The 3,572-nt window shown below is 70.0% G+C and carries 3 protein-coding genes; all 3 read left to right on the top strand.

The genetic code is table 11. The features are described from left to right. The coding region (locus tag VLF18_RS16795) for a hypothetical protein (RefSeq protein ID WP_325280779.1) at positions 1 to 246 on the top strand (246 nt) is incomplete at its 5' end. A 29-nt stretch (positions 247 to 275) separates the two neighbouring features. Further along, entirely contained in the window at positions 276 to 668 is a 393-nt protein-coding gene (locus VLF18_RS16790; protein ID WP_325280778.1) for a type IV pilin protein, read from the top strand. An 88-nt stretch (positions 669 to 756) separates the two neighbouring features. Next, complete coding sequence (mgtA, locus tag VLF18_RS16785; RefSeq protein ID WP_325280777.1) at positions 757 to 3,477, top strand: magnesium-translocating P-type ATPase; 2,721 nt, start codon at positions 757 to 759, stop codon at positions 3,475 to 3,477. The last annotated feature ends 95 nt before the right edge of the window (positions 3,478 to 3,572 follow it).

Below are 3,572 nucleotides of genomic sequence, written 5' to 3'. Positions count from 1 at the left end.
CCGCCGCTCGCCGGCGGCACCGACATCGGCTCGGGGGCTCCCCAGGGCGAACCCAATCCCGTCGTGTCGATACAGCCGCCGCCCGCGCTGCCGTCGATTCCGTGCGATCCCAACGATCCGGCCTGCACGTTCACCCCGCCTGCAGTCAGCACGACGCGCTGCATGTGGACCTATCCGAACACCGCGAACAAGGCGATCCAGGCGCCGATCCCGTGCGGCCGGGTCTCCTGGCGCCAGGTGCACTGACGATTGAACCTCAGGCCAACGAGACGCCCATGAAACAGAAAGGCTTCACCCTGATCGAACTCGTCATCGCCGTCGCGATCGTCGCGATCCTGGCGCTGGTCGCGTTTCCGTCCTACCAGCAGCACGTGCGCGCGAGCCGGCGCGCACAGGCCAAGGCCGACCTCATGGAAATCGCGCAGCTGCTCGAACGCCAGTTCACGGTCGACCGCGATTACCGGACGTTCACGCTCGCCGCGCCGATGGATCAGTCGCCGAGAACCGGTGCCACGGTCCACTACCGGATCGCATTCACCGCGCGCACGCAGACCGGCTTCACGCTGCAGGCCGTGCCGCAGGGCGGACAGCAACGCGACCCCTGCGGCAGCCTGACCGTCGCGCAGACCGGCGCGCGGACGCCGACCACCGGCGGATGCTGGCCCTGATGCCGCAACGCTTCGCGCGGTCGTGATGCCGGTGCCCGCGCGCCGGCGTGCACGACGCGGCGTCGCGGCGCGCTAGGAGAAAACGCCGGTGGCGATTCCCCGTTCCGCCGGCGACGCCGCGCGCCGCGGAGCGGCGCACACGGCGATGCCGCAGCCACACACGCCGTCGGCACCGCAGCGCGCAAGTCTGCGCCTGCGCGAACTCAGCCTCGCCGCGCACGATGACGCACTCGCGATGCTCGGTGCCGACGCCGCCGGGCTCGACGCCGGCGAGGCGCAACGCCGGCTCGACGCCGCCGGCCCGAACCGGCTGGGCCGCGGCGCGCCTCGCGCCTGGTATCTGCAGCTGGCCGCCTGCTATCCGAGCCCGTTCAACCTGCTGCTGAGCGCACTCGCGCTGGTCGCGGCCGTACTCGACGATCTCGGCGCCGTCGCGCTCGTGCTGACGCTGACGATCAGCCTCGGCACGGTCATGCGATTCATCCAGGAAACGCGCTCCGCGCGCGCGCTGCGCGAACTCGAAGCCATGGTGCCCGCCACCGCCGTCGTGGTCAGGCGCACGGATCGCAGCGCATCGGCCGCAGGCTGGCGCCGCACCGACAGCATCGAGGTTCCCGTCGATGCCCTCGTGCGCGGCGACCTCGTGCATCTGCGCGCCGGCGATCTCGTGCCGGCCGACGTCCGCGTGCTGTCGGCGCGCGCACTGCGATTGAGTCAGGCATCGCTGACCGGCGAAGCGGAATCCGTCGCGAAGCATGAGTCCGCAACGCACTGGAACTCGCCGGACGGCGCTGCGGAAATCGCAGGCGGCAGCATTCCGGACCTGCCGAACATCTGCTGCCTCGGCACGAGCGTCGTCAGCGGCAGCGCACTGGCGGTCGTCGCGGCGACCGGCGACGACACCTACCTCGGCGCGCTCGCGGCCAGCGGGCGCCGCGCGTCGACGGCCACGAGTTTCGATCGCGGCGTGCGCGCGGTCAGCTGGATGCTGATCCGCTTCACGCTCGTCCTGGTTCCCGTCGTGCTGCTGCTCAACGGCCTGATCAAGGGCAGTTGGGCCGAAGCATTCACGTTCGCGCTCGCCGTCGGCGTCGGACTGACGCCGGAGATGCTGCCCGTCGTCGTGACCGGCGCGCTCGCGCGCGGCGCATCGCGGCTGGCCGCGCATCGCGTCATCACGAAACGCCTCAACGCGATCCAGGACATCGGCGCGATGGACGTGCTCTGCGTCGACAAGACCGGCACGCTGACGCAGGACGAGATCCTGCTGCGGCAGAGTCTCGATGCGACCGGCCGCGACGATGCGCGCGTGCTCGAACTCGCGCGTCTGCACGGCGCGTTCCGCAGCGGCGACGATCCGCTCGACCGGGCGCTGCTTCGCGGCGGCATGCCGGCCGCGGAATCGTTCGCCTGCATCGCCGAGATTCCGTTCGATTTCGACCGGCGCCGCGTCTCCGTCGTCGTCCGCGAAACGCACGATGCGCGCGGCGTTTCGCTGCTGATCGCCAAGGGTGCCGCCGACGAAATCCTCGCGGTCTGCACGAGCCGCGAACGCGACGGCCTGCGCATCGCGCTGACGCCCGAGTCGCGCGCCGCCGCACAGCGCCTGCGTCGCGATCTCGAAGCCGACGGCGCGCGGGTGATCGCGGTCGCGACACGCGAGTTCGCCGACGGGTCTCGCGGCAGCTATGGCGTCGCCGACGAATGCGGTCTCGTGCTGCGCGGCTTTCTTGCGTTCGAGAATCCGGTACGCGGCGACGCCGCCGAAGCGATAACCCTTCTGCAGCGCAGCGGCATCGCGATCAAGATCGTCACCGGCGACGGCGAACGTCCGGCGCGCGGCGTCGCCGACCGCGTCGGGCTTACCGTCGACGCCGTGCTGGCCGGTTCGCGCATCGACAGGCTCGACGATGCCGAACTCGCCGAAGCGGCGGCGCGCGCCAGCGTGTTCGTGAAAACCACGCCGGCGCAGAAGGCGCGCGTCGTGCGCGCGCTGCGGACGCGAGGGCACACGGTCGGATTCCTCGGCGACGGCGTCAACGACGCAAGCGCGCTGCGCGACGCCGATGTCGGCATTTCGGTCGACACGGCATCGCCGGTCGCACGCGAAGCCGCCGATTTCATCCTGCTCGATCCGAGCCTGCTCGTCGTCGCGCGGGCCGTCGCCGAAGGACGGCGCATGTTCGGCAACATCATGAAGTACATCAAGATGACGACGAGCGCGAACTTCGGCAACGTGCTCTCGGTGCTTGTCGCCAGCGCCTTCCTGCCGTTCCTGCCGATGCAGCCGATCCAGCTTCTCGTGCAGAACCTGCTGTACGACCTGTCGCAGCTGCTGATTCCCTGGGACCGCGTCGACGACGATTTCTGCGCCGGGCCGCAGCGCTGGGATCCGGCGTCGATTCCGCGCTTCACGCTATGGATGGGCCCGGTGAGTTCGGCCTTCGATCTCTTGACCTATGCGCTCATGTGGCACACGTTCGACGCGCGCGCGCCGTCGGCGCAGGCGCTGTTCCAGACCGGCTGGTTCGTCGAAAGCCTGCTGTCGCAGACGTTGATCGTGCACATGATCCGCACGCGCCATCTGCCGCTCGTGCAGAGCGTCGCGTCGTGGCCGCTCGTCGCGGCGACGGCAGTCATCGCGTGCATCGGCCTCGCCCTGCCGTTCACCGGCTTCGGCGCCGCGATCGGCCTCGTGCAGCTGCCGGCAGCGTACTTCGCGTGGCTCGCGCTGATCCTGTTCGAATACTGCGTCGCCGTGCAGATCGGCAAGACGCTGTACCAGCGCCGCTACGGTGCGTGGCTCTGACGCGAAACGACGTCGCGCCGCCGCACGGACCGCAACGAAAAAACCCCGCGTGAACTCACGCGGGGTTTTCGTCGAATCAGCGTGCGGACGGCAGC

Source organism: Tahibacter sp. (genome assembly GCF_035481375.1).
GTDB lineage: Bacteria > Pseudomonadota > Gammaproteobacteria > Xanthomonadales > Rhodanobacteraceae > Tahibacter.
This window is presented reverse-complemented; position numbering and strand designations above follow the sequence as displayed.

Excerpts from the sequence above, each read along its gene's own strand:
- VLF18_RS16790 (WP_325280778.1), top strand. The coding sequence starts at position 276 with ATGAAACAGAAAGGCTTCACCCTGATCGAACTCGTCATCGCCGTCGCG.